Source organism: Lentibacillus halodurans, from assembly GCF_900112045.1.
Lineage (GTDB): Bacteria > Bacillota > Bacilli > Bacillales > Amphibacillaceae > Lentibacillus > Lentibacillus halodurans.
Genome location: NZ_FOJW01000002.1, coordinates 143990 through 159568 on the forward strand (window position 1 = coordinate 143990; position 15579 = coordinate 159568).

The window sequence follows — 15579 nt, forward strand, 5'->3', positions numbered from 1 at the left end:
GGTGCAGCAGCATGAATTGGACGATAGCCAAACATCATGAAGGACTCATGATACGAACATATTTGCAACAGGAACATCAATTTTCCAAACGAATGATGAAACAAATCATCCATAATGGCGGTGAAATCCGAGTAAACGAAGTAAAGCAGACTGTAAGATATGTGCTTAAAGCCGGAGATGTGCTGACCGTCACATTGCCTGAAGAGAAAAAGGGCAGCATGATGATCCCCGAAAAAATGCCGTTAGACATTGTATATGAGGATGATACTGTCCTCGTTATCAAGAAACCAGCAGGACGGGCAACCATTCCGTCATATCTCCATTCATCAGGAACAATTGCCAACGGCGTTTTGGCACATTACGAGCAGCAGAATCTCCCTTATACCTTCCATGTTGTTACCCGGCTTGACCGGAACACATCCGGGATCATGCTGATTGCAAAACATCGCTGGGGTCATTCTCTATTATCGGAAGCGCAAAAGAAAGGTAAGATCAAACGTGCGTATTATGCGATTATCGAAGGACATCTGCAACAAAAGAAAGGAACTATCAATGCACCAATCGACCGAAAAGAAGGTTCGATTATTGAACGGAAGGTAAGCCATGAAGGTAAACATGCAACCACCCATTATACCGCTCTAAAAGAATCCAATGACCATACACTCGTTCATGTCCAGCTGGAAACTGGCCGGACACATCAAATCAGGGTTCATTTCTCTTATATAGGCCACCCATTGGCCGGTGATGACTTGTACGGCGGTGTGACTTCTTTTATCAGCCGGCAAGCTTTACATTGTCATCATTTGTCGTTTGAGCATCCAATCACAAATGAGCAAGTGGACTTTTCTGCTGAAATGGCTGATGACATGAAGCAAATGGTATAGTGTTTACAAAAGACAGTTAAAAGGCTCCCTATTGCCAGTATCATAAAGGCATAAAGAGAGCCTGCGATATCCATTCGCATAACAGGTCACGGTATATCCCGTTAATTTTTCCACCTTGTTTCAAACATATATTCTTTCGTTCTAGAATGAACATTAAGCACAATACCAATTGCTAGCATATACGTAAGTGTTGAGCTTCCTCCATAGCTTAAGAACGGAAGCGGAAGTCCTGTGATTGGCAGCAGCTGAATGGACATACCGATGTTTTGGAAAATCTGATAAGCAAACATGCCAATCATTCCGGTAACGAGATAGCTTCCATAATCATCATTACTCTGGATGGCGATGTGAATCAGCCTGTAAATTAAAAGGAAAAACAACGTCACAACAATACTGGATCCGATAAAGCCGAACTGTTCAGCGATAGCAGTGAAAATCATATCTGTGTGCCGTTCCGGAATATATACTTCCATGTCACTAACGCCCTTTCCAAATAACTGACCTGATCCAACCGCAAGCATGGCTGTGATCAGCTGATAACCGGCATCAGGGTTTTCATCAGGGTTCAGCCATCCGGTAAATCTGCCTGCAACATGATCAAGTCCGGAATTATCAAGAAATGCTGTAAGATGATCCGGAAAGAAGTACCATACAGCAACGACGATGAGAGCAATATCCACGACGATGAAAAAAATTGAAAAGAGAATCCGCCATCTAATCCCTGATACGAGAATCATGCTCCCTGTAATCGCGGCAAGGACCAGAAATCCGCCCAAGTCTGGCTGTGTGATCAAGAAAAACATGGGTGGAAGAGACAGGAAAACGATTTTGACAAGCAGTCCGAGATCGCTTTTAATCGTTTTGTTCATATATTTGGCATTGTGACGGACAATCACATGTGCAAGCGTCAGAACAAGGATGACTTTGATAAATTCGCCTGGCTGAATCGTCCCTATGACCGGAAATTGAAACCAGCTCACGGCACCATTTGCTTCAGTAACAATACCGGGCGGGAATCCGACAAAAAGCATAAACAGTGACAATACACCAATTCCATATAAGAACCAGGTAATCTGGTGGAATCGGTCATAATCAATCAACATCACTGCAGCAACCACCATACCTCCAGCAATATACCACATCCCCTGCCGCAGCCAAAAATTGGACTCTTCATATTTTGCAGGCAATGAAGGCTCGATAATATTAAGTGTAAAAATACTTACTAGACCCAACAGTATGAGAATTGATAATAATGTATAATCTAAATTAAATGCTGATCGGTTTTGCATGATTCAACCTTACTTTCCATAAAATTCTTGTTGTTTTCCATTTGTTTTGCCAAAATGCGTGTTCAAAAAGGGGGTCGCATCATTTTTTGCAGAGCCTTTTGAACATGCTTTTTTAGGGAATAGTATATTTAGTGTTTATCTCTTTTTTATCCAAGTGTAACCGTTACAGACCACCACTTTACTTGCATATGAATCCATTATATCTTAAGTTTACACGAAAACAATCGATAATTTAAGTATTATGGTGAAAAAAAAGACAACATGCTAAAATGATACCATTGTGAAAGGACGTGTTCATATGGAGAATAACGGCATAGAGCAAATTTTGTGGGATGAACTGCAGACGCTTGTAACGAACGAACGAATGGAATCGTTTCGTATAAAATTCTTGGATATGCACCCATATGACCAGGCATTGTTTTTCATTGAGCAGCCGGAAGAAATACGATTGCGTATTTATACATACTTATCTCCGGAAGAAACGGCAGATATCATGGAGCATATTGATCTGGATGATATCAAACCGTTGTTTACTGAAATGGATCCTCGCTTTGCAGCAATGGTTATTGCGGAAATGGCAACAGATGATGCAGTGGACATTTTGAATGAGCTGGAGAAGGATGTTGTCGTCAGTCTACTGACAATTATGAACGATAAAAATGCTGATGAAATTAGGGAATTGCTTCATTACGAGGAAAAAACAGCTGGCAGTATCATGACAACTGAATTTGTGGCGATCTATCAGTCGAAACCGGTAAAAGATACCATGAAGTATCTGAAAGCGGAGGCTCCAGAGGCAGAAACGATTTACTATTTATATGTAATTGATGAGGATAAACATCTTGTTGGGGTTGTGTCGTTACGAGATTTAATTGTAGCAGAAGGAGATATACAGATTGCCGATTTGATGAGTGAAAACGTATTGTCTGTATCAGTGGCGAAGAATCAGGAAGAAGTGGCCCAGATGATCCAGGATTATGACTTCATGGCACTTCCTGTTGTCGATTTTCAAAATCATTTGCTCGGTATTATAACCGTCGATGATATATTGGATGTCATGGAAGAGGAAGCGAGTAAGGATTACTCCAAGCTTGCAGGTGTATCCGATATGGACCGGCCAAAAGACAGTGCACTGATCTCCGCAAAGAAACGTTTGCCATGGCTTGTTATCTTGTTGTTTTTAGGTATATTGACCGCAAGTTTGATCGGACAATTTGAGCGTGCTCTAGAACAAGTAGCTGTGCTCGCTATCTTTATTCCGTTGATTGCCGGCATGGCTGGTAACACTGGAACACAAGCATTGGCGGTTGCTGTACGTGGTCTAACAACAGGTGACTATGGTAAACAAGGGAAAATGAAGCTTATGGCCCGTGAAGCGATTACCGGATTGATTAATGGTATTGTCTGTGGTGCTCTGATTACAGCCATTGTTTATTTCTGGCAGGATGACTTTTTTCTTGGGCTACTGGTTGGTTTATCCATCATGTCAACATTGATTATTGCTACGTTGGCAGGAGCACTCGTTCCCATCATCATGGACCGATTGAATATTGACCCTGCAGTCGCTTCAGGACCATTTATCACGACAATCAATGATATTATTTCGATTTTGATTTATTTCGGGCTGGCAACAGGTTTTATGCAATATTTGATCTAGAGCAAGTTCTGTTTCAATATAGAGGTTGGGTGACGTGCGAGATTTCTCAGCGAATACTGACTGCACTTTTGGTATCTGACCTCGCGGGAAAACGAAGCGGCAGTCCTAGTTATTCATATAGGCAGACACACATTTAAAACAGGGGTCATATAATAGGTTGACGAATGGCTTAAAAAGGAGCGTATGTATATGGGGGATAAAAAAGTAGCCAAAAGTCCATTACTTTACATTCATCAGCCTGGTATCCAGACACCCGAGGCACCAATGCAGAGCCAATATATGACACCGAAAAACAAACGTCATGACAAAAAAGGCGGATCCAGTAAAATCAAAAAACAGCCCGTGAATCGGAACTTGTTCAATAATCAAAACGTATATGAACAAGCGGAAGAGGAGATTGAATCATCAGAAGAGAGTCCTGAACTAGATCAGCAGGATTATGCAGTTGAGGATCGTCATCAGGAACGGAAAAAATTTAAAGATTTGACACTTAAAGAACGTGTCGATTACTTTTTGAATTCACCTAAACATGCACCAGTCATGCGGGCTGAAATAAAAACGGCGGGACGAAGCTACAGGGGGAACATTGTCGATTACCAGGACGACAACGTCTATATACGTGTTGGCAAACGAACAACACCTGCGAAGGTACCGTTTGATACAATTAAGGAAATACGCCTTATTGGGTTTTAAAAGCAGATGAAGTTCTTACGTTCAAAAACAAGGTGCTCCGTTGTATAACGAAGCACCTTGTTTTTTTAGGGGGCATAATAGAACTTCGGCATCCGTTACAAAGTGCAGCGGATGCCGATTTCTAATTACGGTTTTAATTAGTTGAACGCGTTTACTGCCGGCAGACATGTTACATGGCAGAAGCAGTTCAAGTCTACTGTTATGCAAATACCAGTAGCACACAGATGCTTCGTATACTGGTCTACAGGGTCTTTTGGATTGTCATCGTCATCATGAGGATCTCTCAGCAGCTCAACAACTGCACAGCAATCATCATCTACCCGCTTAACACGGAAGTAGAAGCTGGATGTTACATCACCAATATCGTCTGGGTTTGCACCAAAACCTTTGAATGGTTTACAGCCATCCTTGCAATAAAGGATTACTGGTACTGTGTCAAGGCCATTGCCTGCATCTGTGTCACCCAGCAAATCGCTGATTGATTGTTCACAGCTGGTGGAGCAGCAATTTTCGACTACATCATTCTGGGCTTCAACAATCTCGCGCAAAATATCACAGACACAGTTGCCTGTTTTAAAATCTTTTCCACAACCCATGAATTAATTACCCCTTCCTTTGTGTTATTGACCTGATGTCTCTAATAGAGTATGTGGAGATAGGTATATGGTGTGGGCACACGTCAGCATTACATGAATATTTCTAAGGCAGTCGTTTAACAAACCGCCCGATTAAAACCAAAAAGGCTTAATACTACATTTGAACATTTTTTGGAAGAAACTTTAATCGTTTTAGGACATTTGTCTATACTCCATAAAAGAAAGAACATAGACTAATAACGACTATGATTCCAATGATGAGGAGTGTTGATGTCATGTCCGATCATAAAAAAGTGATCCATGTAAAGGACTTGGTGATAAAAGCGGATAATGTCCATATAGAGCCAAGACGTTCCCGCAGAGATCCATTTTTTGGTCCGCGTCCGAGATGGGAAATGGAAAAGCATGAAGAGTCGGCCGATAAAGAAGATGTTCATGATAAAGAAGATGTTCATGATAAAGAAGATGTTCATGATAAAGAAAGTTCAGAGGACAAAACGGAGAGGAAACCATTCTCTTGGTTTTAAGTAAATTTTATCAAGATTAGGGACAGCTGCTTATGGCTGTCTTTTCTTCATACCGGAAATGTCTAGGTTCGCTTTATTTTCAATGCTTGATATATAGATAGGAGAGGACTGCAGATGCACGAGCGATTGATCCGAACACTGCAAATCATAGATAAACATTTAGGAAAGAATGAAAAGTGGTTTCAATACCCTGAGCAAAAAGCGGAGTCATTTAATGCCGAAATAGAGTCCTGGGACAAGGAATTTTCACTGAGGGCAGCGAAATTTGAAGCAGTAATGGATGAGTTAGAAAAAATTATGGAATAATTTTTATTTGTAACGGGTAAAGATTAGTAAGAGCACATGAAAGTGGTGTGTAAAGGAGGAGGAGCGGGGATGGGATATTTATTACCGATCAATCATTATCAGTACTATGATTATCAAAGACGGATAATCAAGGAAAGGCCGGATCCTTTTCACATCGAGAGACCCTACAAAACGATATTGAGAGCAGCATACCATGATCATCACAGAAGTCAAGTGTCGATAAACTCGAAAGAACGTCCAGATTTAAAATTGCGTGGACCAAAGCTGCCCGAAGCAGAAAAAATATATGCAGAAATGACAGGAAAAGGGCGATATTTCAGCAACAGTGTATAGAAAGGAGAGGTAGCGTGGGAAAGTCCTCATATGACACGTGAAAGCGTCAAATTTCACGTGTTTTTAAATTATCAGAAGTGCCTTATTGATAAAAGCAACTTCCCTTTTTCTTGAGGCTGAGACAAAAGTATATTAGCCAAAGGTAAATCCGAACGATGATTCCACTATGATTGGAACCATCAACTGAGAAGTAACTTGGTCTTAGAATTGCTTGCTTCCATGCTTTTGTTGGTAAGTGCATGATGGTTGCTGCGGAAAAATACGCCCTTTCCGGGGCACGGCCTCAGCTAACTTTGCCAAGAAAACCACTTGACAAAGTGGATCTTCTGCTCGCGCTGTTCTGCCAGGCGTGTCGCACAGCTTAGAAGCGTGTTCTCATAAGGTGACAGCAAGTTCAATGAATATCGTTCCATAAGTTCTTTTCTTCCAACCATCAGCACCCCAACATGAGCGGGGGCAGCATACGGAGACTCCAATGGGAACAGCGCGAGCCGAAAACCCGCAGGAAATAGGTCTTTGCTTTCCGAGGAGGCTGAGTCCGTGCCCATGGAAAGCGCAGTATGCTGCCGGAGCGAATGATCGCACGCAACTAACATCAGAATGAAAGGAAGGGTGCACCAAGACAAACTGTCACGCGTTCGCAGTCGGTATCAACGATGAATAAGGATGTGACTGTTGAAAAAGTAAAATGCCGCAATTCCTGCCCTGTAATCGTTTATCTTTATAGTGAAACGTTTTAATGGTGTCCCGCCTCAAACATGTGTCGATAAGGTTTTCATAACAGATATTAAAAAATATTCAATTGACATACGTTAATGGCCTTTCCTGTTAAAATATCATCGGCATACATTGTAATGAAAGCAGAAAAAGGGGGGAAGTAATATGCGGAAAAAATTTGATAAAGACGGTAACCAAGAGGTTAGTTTTTCAAAATCCAGAGCAAAGGCAGATGCAGATTCAGAGTCAAAAGTTGATTTCGACAGTGATCTAAAGTTTGAAAACGAAAATGAAAACGAAAATGAAAACGACTTGAAAAACAGAAACCGTAATATCAATATCGCAAGAGTCATAAACAGCGGGAATTCCTTTGTAGATATTGAAGTTGATGTTGAAGCTGAATCTGAGGCTGACTTCGGTGAAGAATCTGAAGATGGTGACGATGTTGCTGGCGCACAGGATGACAGAGACGACCGTAACAGGCGGGAAAGGCGCAGAAGACGCAGAAGAGTAAGGAGAAAATAAATATTAATGGATAACTGTCAAAGTGGGATGAATATTCCACTTTGTCAGTATGTTTTTTAAGTGGAGGTGTATTCATGGAAAGCCTAAATGAGCTGTATTCATTTGATGGTAATAAAGAAGGCATGGTTAAGAAATCGGTTGAATCAATCATTAAGGACAGTGGCAATTCTGATGTTGACATCAGTATACTCATTGATACTACGCCCATGGCATACGCAATGTTGTGTTCACTATTGTCGACCAATCAATTGACAAGACACGAATTTGAAAAAGCTGTCCGGAAATTAGAGGATTTAACGAGAAATAATGATCATTATTTTACAGGAAAAAACGATGTTTCTACCGTAAGACTAAAAGAGAGAGGAATAAGAAGGTAAAAATTTGCCTTCTTATTCCACATGAAAGTTGATGAAAGTTGCACATGGGGATAACGCGTTGATTCTCGTATTGCTTTGATACCGAAACACACTTTGCAGCTCATATGATAAATAATTTGACCTCATGAATCCACACACGAGCTATTCTTTATTATGGTAAAGCATCACAAATAGCTTTTGCCGGTTTTCCTGCCATTCTGCATAGAAGACTTCGTCAACAGACGTAATATTTTGTCTGCGAAGTTCCTCTTCCAGCCATTTTTTGGTTAATTTCGCTTCTTTCAGATTGTCCCATACAATTTCACCGTCATTAATGATGGTTCTGGCCATCTTAACAGGTTCTGTTGTGACGTTAAGGTCTGAATTGGTTGGTATTTGATATTCCGACTTTTTTAAGATTGAGACAGTTCCATCGGTTTCAAGAATGGCATATTCCACTTCTTCCATGGAAAATACATCCTTGGAACGTAGTAAGTGCTGCAGCTGATCGATATCCAGCCGGTTTTTTTTCACAACATCATATATGAGATGTCCTTTATGAATGATAACAGCAGGCTGACCTTCCAATATAGCTCGCGTTCCTTTGAATTTTTGAGTGATCACTTCTGTAATGTATAATAATGCCCCCCATAAAATAACTAAAAATGCAATTTCCGGTATTCCTGATTCTTTATCAAACAGGGCATTGCCGACCAGTTCCCCTAATATGATGGCGGAGATAAAGTCAAATGGGGTCAGTGCTGATATCTGTGTTTTTCCAAGTACCTTTACCATCACGAATAAGGCCAAAAATCCAAAAATCGTATCGGCAAACATTAGAAGATATTCTTTCAATGGATATTCCCCCTTTTAATTCTTTTCATAGCATTGCCTTTAAAAAGGAATGTCATGCAAAACGGGTAAAGGGGGAAATCCGATCTGAAAAATGACATGAAAAAAGAGTATCGCTGATAAAATACAGGATACCCTTCATTCCAACTTTTTGGTCATGGTCACATGCGGGATTCCCGCATCCATAAATTCCTCTGATACAACATCATAGCCCAATCTTTGATAAAAATCGATGGCATGTGTCTGTGCATTTAATTTAGCTTTCACATAACCTTTTTTGCTTATAATGTCTTCCATTGCCTGAATCATTCTTGAGCCGTGGGATTTTCCACGTTGATCTTTGAGAACACAAATCCGTTCCAGTTTGCCGTAGCTGTCAACAAAACGTACGCGGGATGCAGCAATAGGTACACCCGCTTCATATCCAATTAAATGGATTGCCTGCTTGTCAAACTCGTCTATTTCAACGTCAGGTGGTACATGTTGCTCGTCGACAAATACAGTTGTGCGTACGCTGTAAGCTTGCTCTTTTTCCTGTGGTGTTTCGACAGCTTTGATAATCATACGAATTCCTTGCCAAATACAAAAGATTCATAAACTGTCCATACATCATTATCCAGCTGGTAAACCAGGTGGAAACGGTCAATTTTGTCCTCAAGTTGAATATCTTTCATACGAAGACTGCCGTAGACATCCGAATATTCGTCGTGCGAAAGCTTCTGGGCAATGGTTATATGCGGTACAAACGAATATCTCTGGTTTTCCGGGAATTTTCCTTGTTGCATTTTTTCAGCCAGGTCATTCAATTGTTGAAGCGGTTCGATTTTTAAATAAATGGTATTGGTTACCGGTGCAAATGTACTAACCTTGTTTATGGTCAGGTCAAATGGTTCGGTTTCATTTGCAATATGTTTCAATTCGGTTATCAGTTCTGTAATTTTTGCATCGTCCACTTCAAAGGCTTCTTTTAATGTAAGATGTGGTGGAATCAGTGCATAATGCGGATCATAGCGTTTCCTGTATGAATTAATCTCATCCTGAACCGGCTTTGATGGAAAAATAACAATCCCGTATTTCATCATATAACCTCCTTCAATTTGCTGTTGTTTTTAAGTATACCCTCAATTATAACAAAAAGTGGATTGAATAAAAAATAAAATGTGAAAAAATTTTAAATTGGATCAAACATACTGGTGAGTGCCCGGCCTAAATCTGATTGCCAATATTTCCAGGTATGTTTGCCATCTGCCAGCTCATGATAGATGTAATTCATGTCTTTTTCCTGCAAAAGTTTACGCAACGCCCGGTTGGGTGTAAGGAAATCTGCTTTGTTTCCATCTGTCGTATCCACGTCAGTTTCATCAGTGCCAATCGTATGATAAATGGCAATCGAATAGATGTCTTTTGCTTTCCGTACAGCCAGTTTCACCGTTTGGTCCACATACGGCGACTGCATGATAACTTTTCCGAACGTATGCGGATATTTTAAAGCAGTCATCAGGGCCAGTGTTCCAGCCAGTGAATCACCAACCAGTGCACGTGATTGTCCCATATGATAGGTAGGGAACATATTATCCAGAAATGGCACAACTTCATGCACGAGAAATTTGCTATATGCCAGCTGCTGGTTACCAATTGGATGATATTTATCTTTCCGGTCGAATTTGTCCCGGTAATGAATCCCGGCTAAAATTGTATTGGATATATCCCCGTTATCATGCAGCCGGTCACTCCATGTTGCAGCCCGCCCCATCTGATAATAATCGTCTCCATCCTGCATAATACAAATTTGGTATTTATAAAGAGGGGAAAAAGATTCAGGCTGATAAATTTTCAGTGTCATCGTTTCATTTAAAAACTTGCTGTCAATCTGTTTTTCGATCATGGTTCCTTTACGTCCGATGTTGAACACCTCGTTTACATATCTTAGTATGCTCCAGCATGCTTTCATAAAACAAATCATTGCCAGTTTATCATGTTTTGGCAGCATATTCTAAGCGTGCGCTGTTTTCAGCTGTTCCTTGTATAAGTGGTAATAATGGCCATACTGTCTGATCAGCGTTTCATGAGAACCTTGTTCGATTATTTCCCCATTTTCAAGCATGACGATTTTATCCGCTTCTTGAATCGTATTCAATCGATGGGCGATGACAAAGCTGGTTCGGTCCTGCATCAGCCGCTTAAGCGCGTCCTGGATTTTTAACTCTGTAACAGTATCAATATTACTCGTCGCCTCATCCAAAATAAGGATGGAAGGGTTGGTTATTATTGCCCGGGCAATGGTGATCAGTTGTTTTTGTCCCTGGCTGACCCCGCTGCCTGTCTGATCAAGCACGGTATTATAGCCGTTTGGAAGCCGCTCGATAAAGTCGTGCGCATTTGCATTTTTGGCAGCCATTATAATTTCGGCATCTGTTGCATCCAGCCTGCCGTAGCGAATATTTTCCTTTATAGTACCGTGGAACAGAAATGCATCCTGCAAAACAAACGCCATTTGCTTGCGGAGACTGCTTCGTTTAATGTTTTTTAAATCGATTCCGTCCAGTTTAATCGAACCGCTGTCATAATTATAAAATCGTGAAATGAGGTTGATGATCGTTGTTTTACCGGCACCGGTATGCCCGACAAAGGCCACTGTCTCGCCAGGATAAGCTGTAAAACTGATCTGTTTCAAGATGGGTGTTGCTTCATAGGCAAAAGATACATGGTCGAATTCCAGATGACCATCTGTACTGCTGAGATTTTCTGCGTCGTGTTCATCGATTTCTTCCTGTTGTTCGTCTACAATATTAAAAACACGTTCGGCACCGGCGACCGCTGATAGCAAAATATTAAACTGGTTGGATAATTCGTTGAGCGGACGGGTGAATTGCCGGGCGTATTCGGTGAAAATAACGATAACACCCACCGTAATGATGCCTTCAATGGCAAGGATACCACCCGCAAGCCCGATCAGACCAAAACTTAAGAAGTTCAGCATGTTCATGACTTTTGGAATAAAGCCTGCAAATGTCTGTGCCCAGAATCCGGAATGCTGCAGGTTTTCGTTGCGTTCGTTAAATTCACGGATCACTCGCTCTTCCTGAGAAAAGGTTTTGATGACATGCTGACCTGACACTGTTTCCTCCACATATCCGTTTAGCTCCCCCAAATGGTGCTGCTGTAATTTATATAGTGGACCGGTCCTTCTTGTAATCCAGCGAAGCGCCATAAACATCACCGGAATGATTGTCATCGTAATCAGCGTTAACAGCGGGCTCAGCATCAGCATAACCACGACTGTTCCGACAAGCGTCAAAATGCTGGTGAATATTTGGATAACGGATTGATTCAATGTATTGTTGATATTATCAATATCGTTGGTGATCCGGCTCATTAGTTCTCCGTGTTGCCGTTTATCAAAAAATGATATCGGAAGCCGGTGGAATTGATGAAACAGTTCTTTCCGCAGTGAATAAACAGTATTTTGTGCAATACCGACCATCCAATAGTTCTGCAGGAAAACCGATACTGAATGTAATATATAAATGGTAAGCAGCCAGATGAGCAGCATGCCAAGTCCGGATGGTTCCTGGGTTACAATAAAGTCATCAATAGCCATCCCGACCATAAATGGCCCCGCAAGACTCATCGCAGAACTGATGAGCACCATCAAGATAACCAGCAAGAGCATCATTTTTTCACGTGCTAAATACGACCATATCCGCTTAATCGTCCCGGCGGTATTTTGTGCGCGATTCGTTTGCTCCTCCTCCTGTTGAATACGGAGCTTATCAATCGGTATATTTTTGTATTGAAAAGGGCGTTTAAACTGTCCTATTCGCATAGGTATATTCCTCCCCAAATTGTGAGGCAGCAATCTGCCGGTAAAGCGCAGAATCCTCAAGCAGCTTATCGTGTGTACCGATTGCCAGTGTTTCACCATAGTCCAGCAGCAAAATCCGGTCAGCGGTCATAGCTGTTGAGATTTTTTGGGTAATGATCAGTGTTGTGCAGTTATATTTTCGGATAGCTTCGAGCAGTTTTGACTCAGTGGCAAGGTCAAGCGCACTTGTACTGTCATCGAGCATAAGGATTTTCGGTTGCCGGATCAATGCCCTCGCAATTGATATACGCTGCTTTTGCCCTCCCGATAAATTAACACCTTTCTGCCCGATTTTTGTCTCGTATCCATTCGGCAGTTCCATAATCGTATCATGAATTTGGGCATCTTTGGCAGCCTGGATGGTATCATCTTTGGTTGCTTGTTCTTTTCCCCAAGCTATATTGTCGGTGACGGTACCGGTGAATAGGAGCGGATTTTGCGGAACATAACCAATGCTCCGTCGCAAATTTTCCAGTCTGTATGCATGAATTGGCTGGTCATCGATATAAATCATGCCTCTATTTGTATCATACAAATGCGGGATGAGCTGGAACAGAGATGTTTTGCCTGAACCTGTCGCACCCATTACTACCATGTTTTCATTTGGATAAACAGTGAAGGAGACAGATTTTAATGCATTGTCCGGCATGTTTGGATAAGCAAAAAATACATGGTCAAACGTAATTTTTCCGCTTTGTACCGCTGCTTCCTCATTTGCAAAAGTGCTGTCAGCAGGATTTGTCTTGACTCGGAGTACCTGATTCAGCCGTTCAGCTGATGCTTTGGCGCGGGAAAAGCCCATAATCATGAATGTGAACATAGAGATGGCCATTGCCACCCGCATGGCATAATTGACAATTGCCACGACATCACCGGTGTTGGTTTCGTCGGAAATGGCCAGCGCATTGCCGTGCCAGAGGATAAAAATCAGACTCATGTTCATGACGAAAAGCAAAATCGGCATGGATGTCTCAATGAAGCGGAATGTTTTCCGCATGATATTGGCCAGGCTTTCATTCGCATTTATAAATCGGCTTTCTTCATGGTTACGACGCAAAAATGCTTTAATTAGCCGCATTCCGGCAAGATTCTCCTGCATTACCTGATTAACGTGATCCACATTGCGCTGTACACGATCAAACAACCGAGTCGCAACTTTCAGCACCCATAGAATAAATCCGACTAAAAGCGGCACTGTTACAAGAAAAATCAGGGCAAGCCGTGGACTGACTATAAAAGACATGATCACCCCGCCAATTGCAATCAGCGGTGCTTTAGCCATAATCCTGAGTGCCATAAATATGGTATTCTGCAGCTGGCGGACATCATTGGAAAACCGTGTTACAAGCCCTGATGTCGGATATTGGTTCAGATTTGCAAACGAAAAATCCTGTATCTTTTGGAAAAGCTGTCTGCGAATATCATAAGCAAATCCGAGTCCCGTGTGTGCAGCATAGAAGGAGTTGAATATTCCCGCAATAAACGCCGTGAACGCCATTGCGATCATGATACCGCCCCACATGATAATCGTGTCGAAATCCTGATTTACAACCCCATCATTAATCATCTTTCCAAGGAAAAATGGCAGCAATAGTTCTACCATCAGTTCAATGAAGGTCAATGCGTAAGCGACAGTAATAGGAATTTTATATGGTTTCAGAAAGGAAAGAACATGCTTCAAGCCGGTGACCTCCGATGTCATTTTTGCAAATTGTTCCATTATTATTATAAAGGTAAACGGTTTGTTAGCCAAGAATGTGTTTCGGTAATAGAAAAACATTCATATATGCCGCGCTTTCATGATAGGAAACTTTGCTCTTTTATTTTGCCTTCCATTCACAAATCGTGAATATTTCGCCCGGAATTTATGAACTTTCATTTGATTTTGTGACAACTTTAGCCAATAAACCCGGATAGCTGAACAGAGAATTATAATTCCATGGAACCGGCAGATAATATGGCTAAAGTATGTCAAAAGTGAGGTACAAGATGTTCTGGTTTATCGGAAAGACGATTTTGTTATATTTCATAACGATTATGATCATTCGGACGATGGGAAAATCTGCTTTTGCCCAATTGACAGCGCATGACCTTGCTGCGATCTTTTTCGTGATTTCACTTGCCACAGGACCGGTCGTCACGGAAAATCTTGTGCAAACCATTACTGGGCTGGTTGTTATTGGGCTTGTACATATTGGGTTTTCCCGGCTTATGCTGTTTAACAGGTTAAATAAAATTTTTGTCGGCAAACCCACGGTTGTCATAAAACATGGAAGTCTTATCCAGGAAAATTTAAAAGGATCACATTTTACGTTATCTGAACTATTATCCGAAGTACGGGAAAAAGGGTATCCGGATATCTCAATTATAGATTATGGAATTATCGAACCAAATGGCGGGATCAGCATTGTTCCGAAACAAGAAATTGCTCCTGTAACACCTGAACAATTAGATGTTGAAACTTCATATCAAGGGCTTCCGATAGCGGTCATTATCGAAGGAAGAACCCAGCATCAAAATTTAGAGCTTATTAACAAGGACGAACAATGGTTAGATAAAAAGCTTGCAGCCGCCGGTTATCCTGATCGAAACCAGATTTTCTATGCGGCAGTCCGTGATGGTGACGATTCGTTGCTGATCGATACAGGAGCTGGAAGTAACAGAAATGGACAAAACAAGTAATTATATACGGAGCTGTATAAAATTCAATTGAAAAACGATTGACAGAACGAGATAGTTTTAATATAGTTATATTTGTCGATAAAAAACATAAAGTTGCGATTCCGTAGCTCAGCTGGGAGAGCGCATGCTTGACAGGCATGAGGTCGTTGGTTCGAGCCCAATCGGAATCATACCGCAGAACCCTTGATAGACAAGGGTTCTTTTATTTTGTCTTCTCACATCTGGGATTGTAATTGCTCCTTTTGGTCACATATTGGTCACGTACTTACATAGAACATAATATTTTTTGCTGAATTT

The 15579-nt window shown here is 41.3% G+C and carries 17 protein-coding genes and 1 tRNA gene; 10 read left to right on the plus strand and 8 right to left on the minus strand.

Going from position 1 to position 15579, the window contains the following annotated elements; translation table 11 throughout:
* Nucleotides 1-11: 11 nt before the first annotated feature.
* Complete coding sequence (locus BM195_RS03410; protein WP_090233654.1) at nucleotides 12-884, plus strand: RluA family pseudouridine synthase; 873 nt, start codon at nucleotides 12-14, stop codon at nucleotides 882-884.
* A 101-nt stretch (nucleotides 885-985) separates the two neighbouring features.
* Here the strand turns inward: BM195_RS03410 and BM195_RS03415 are convergent, their stop codons facing one another.
* Nucleotides 986-2173 (minus strand): FtsW/RodA/SpoVE family cell cycle protein, encoded by a 1188-nt coding sequence (locus BM195_RS03415; RefSeq protein WP_090233657.1) that lies wholly within the window; start codon nucleotides 2171-2173, stop codon nucleotides 986-988.
* A 298-nt stretch (nucleotides 2174-2471) separates the two neighbouring features.
* On the opposite strand from BM195_RS03415, the gene mgtE reads away from it, so the two are divergent.
* Nucleotides 2472-3830, plus strand: a complete 1359-nt coding sequence (mgtE, locus tag BM195_RS03420) for a magnesium transporter (protein ID WP_090233660.1) — start codon at nucleotides 2472-2474, stop codon at nucleotides 3828-3830.
* A gap of 189 nt (nucleotides 3831-4019) precedes the next feature.
* Entirely contained in the window at nucleotides 4020-4523 is a 504-nt protein-coding gene (locus BM195_RS03425; RefSeq protein ID WP_170848134.1) for a CotO family spore coat protein, read from the plus strand.
* A 137-nt stretch (nucleotides 4524-4660) separates the two neighbouring features.
* On the opposite strand, the gene BM195_RS03430 is transcribed toward BM195_RS03425, so the two are convergent.
* Nucleotides 4661-5119 carry a CotY/CotZ family spore coat protein gene (locus BM195_RS03430; RefSeq protein WP_090233664.1) on the minus strand — a complete coding sequence of 153 codons (459 nt, stop codon included), beginning with the start codon at nucleotides 5117-5119 and terminating at the stop codon, nucleotides 4661-4663.
* Between the two features lie 275 nt (nucleotides 5120-5394).
* Here BM195_RS03430 and BM195_RS03435 point away from each other — a divergent pair, with 275 nt between their 5' ends.
* The 5 genes from BM195_RS03435 (at nucleotide 5395) to BM195_RS03455 (ending at nucleotide 7904) form a co-directional block, all read left to right on the plus strand.
* The gene (locus BM195_RS03435; RefSeq protein ID WP_090233666.1) at nucleotides 5395-5646 is read left to right on the plus strand and encodes a hypothetical protein; all 252 of its coding nucleotides are present in this window, start codon (nucleotides 5395-5397) and stop codon (nucleotides 5644-5646) included.
* Between the two features lie 114 nt (nucleotides 5647-5760).
* Entirely contained in the window at nucleotides 5761-5952 is a 192-nt protein-coding gene (locus BM195_RS03440; protein ID WP_090233669.1) for a hypothetical protein, read from the plus strand.
* A 69-nt stretch (nucleotides 5953-6021) separates the two neighbouring features.
* Nucleotides 6022-6285: a hypothetical protein gene (locus BM195_RS03445; RefSeq protein ID WP_090233674.1), complete on the plus strand. Its 264-nt coding sequence runs from the start codon at nucleotides 6022-6024 to the stop codon at nucleotides 6283-6285.
* An 882-nt stretch (nucleotides 6286-7167) separates the two neighbouring features.
* On the plus strand, nucleotides 7168-7527 hold the full coding sequence (locus BM195_RS03450; RefSeq protein ID WP_090233676.1) for a hypothetical protein: 360 nt from the start codon (nucleotides 7168-7170) through the stop codon (nucleotides 7525-7527).
* Nucleotides 7528-7601: 74 nt separating this feature from the next.
* On the plus strand, nucleotides 7602-7904 hold the full coding sequence (locus BM195_RS03455) for a hypothetical protein (protein WP_090233678.1): 303 nt from the start codon (nucleotides 7602-7604) through the stop codon (nucleotides 7902-7904).
* A gap of 141 nt (nucleotides 7905-8045) precedes the next feature.
* Here the strand turns inward: BM195_RS03455 and BM195_RS03460 are convergent, their stop codons facing one another.
* From BM195_RS03460 to BM195_RS03485, 6 genes are all read right to left on the minus strand, one after another.
* Nucleotides 8046-8738, minus strand: coding sequence for a DUF421 domain-containing protein (locus tag BM195_RS03460; protein WP_090233682.1), 693 nt, complete (start codon nucleotides 8736-8738; stop codon nucleotides 8046-8048).
* 135 nt (nucleotides 8739-8873) lie between these two features.
* Nucleotides 8874-9299, minus strand: a complete 426-nt coding sequence (locus BM195_RS03465) for a GNAT family N-acetyltransferase (RefSeq protein ID WP_090233685.1) — start codon at nucleotides 9297-9299, stop codon at nucleotides 8874-8876.
* Nucleotides 9296-9814, minus strand: a complete 519-nt coding sequence (locus BM195_RS03470) for a YjcG family protein (protein WP_090233687.1) — start codon at nucleotides 9812-9814, stop codon at nucleotides 9296-9298. The genes BM195_RS03465 and BM195_RS03470 overlap by 4 nt, the downstream gene beginning before the upstream one ends.
* 92 nt (nucleotides 9815-9906) lie before the next feature.
* The gene (locus BM195_RS03475; RefSeq protein ID WP_090234174.1) at nucleotides 9907-10638 is read right to left on the minus strand and encodes an alpha/beta hydrolase; all 732 of its coding nucleotides are present in this window, start codon (nucleotides 10636-10638) and stop codon (nucleotides 9907-9909) included.
* Between the two features lie 90 nt (nucleotides 10639-10728).
* Complete coding sequence (locus tag BM195_RS03480; protein WP_090233689.1) at nucleotides 10729-12561, minus strand: ABC transporter ATP-binding protein; 1833 nt, start codon at nucleotides 12559-12561, stop codon at nucleotides 10729-10731.
* A complete protein-coding gene (locus BM195_RS03485) occupies nucleotides 12542-14281 on the minus strand; it encodes an ABC transporter ATP-binding protein (RefSeq protein ID WP_090233691.1) in 1740 nt (579 codons plus the stop codon). The genes BM195_RS03480 and BM195_RS03485 overlap by 20 nt, the downstream gene beginning before the upstream one ends.
* A 308-nt stretch (nucleotides 14282-14589) precedes the next feature.
* On the opposite strand from BM195_RS03485, the gene BM195_RS03490 reads away from it, so the two are divergent.
* Together BM195_RS03490 and BM195_RS03495 are read left to right on the plus strand one after the other, a co-directional pair.
* Nucleotides 14590-15282 carry a DUF421 domain-containing protein gene (locus BM195_RS03490; RefSeq protein WP_090233693.1) on the plus strand — a complete coding sequence of 231 codons (693 nt, stop codon included), beginning with the start codon at nucleotides 14590-14592 and terminating at the stop codon, nucleotides 15280-15282.
* Between the two features lie 97 nt (nucleotides 15283-15379).
* Nucleotides 15380-15452 (plus strand) — tRNA-Val (locus BM195_RS03495).
* Nucleotides 15453-15579 lie beyond the last annotated feature (127 nt).